This is a genomic window from Streptomyces sp. DH24 (assembly GCF_029813775.1).
Classification (GTDB): domain Bacteria; phylum Actinomycetota; class Actinomycetes; order Streptomycetales; family Streptomycetaceae; genus Streptomyces.
In genome coordinates, this window is sequence record NZ_JARVKW010000155.1 from 1 (window position 1) to 255 (window position 255).

Consider the following 255-nt stretch of genomic DNA (forward strand, 5'->3'; position numbering starts at 1 on the left):
GCATGTCGACGATGTGGTCGACGTGCTCGATGTCGACGGGGCACTGCTCGACGCAGGCGCCGCAGGTGGTGCAGGACCACAGCACGTCGGGGTCGATGACGCCGTTGTCGCCGGCGGTGCCGATCAGCGGGCGTTCGGCCTCGGCCAGCGCGGCGGCGGGCACGCCCGTGAGCTGTTCGGGGGTGGCTTTCTCGTCGCCCTCCATGGTCTTGCCGCCGCCGGCCAGGAGGTAGGGGGCCTTGGCGTGGGCGTGGT

At 72.2% G+C, this 255-nt stretch carries 1 protein-coding gene; it reads right to left on the reverse strand.

What is annotated here, in order from left to right; all coding sequences use genetic code 11:
- Positions 1–255 (reverse strand): (Fe-S)-binding protein (locus QC282_RS32630; RefSeq protein WP_279553136.1); only part of this gene is annotated, 255 nt, incomplete at both ends.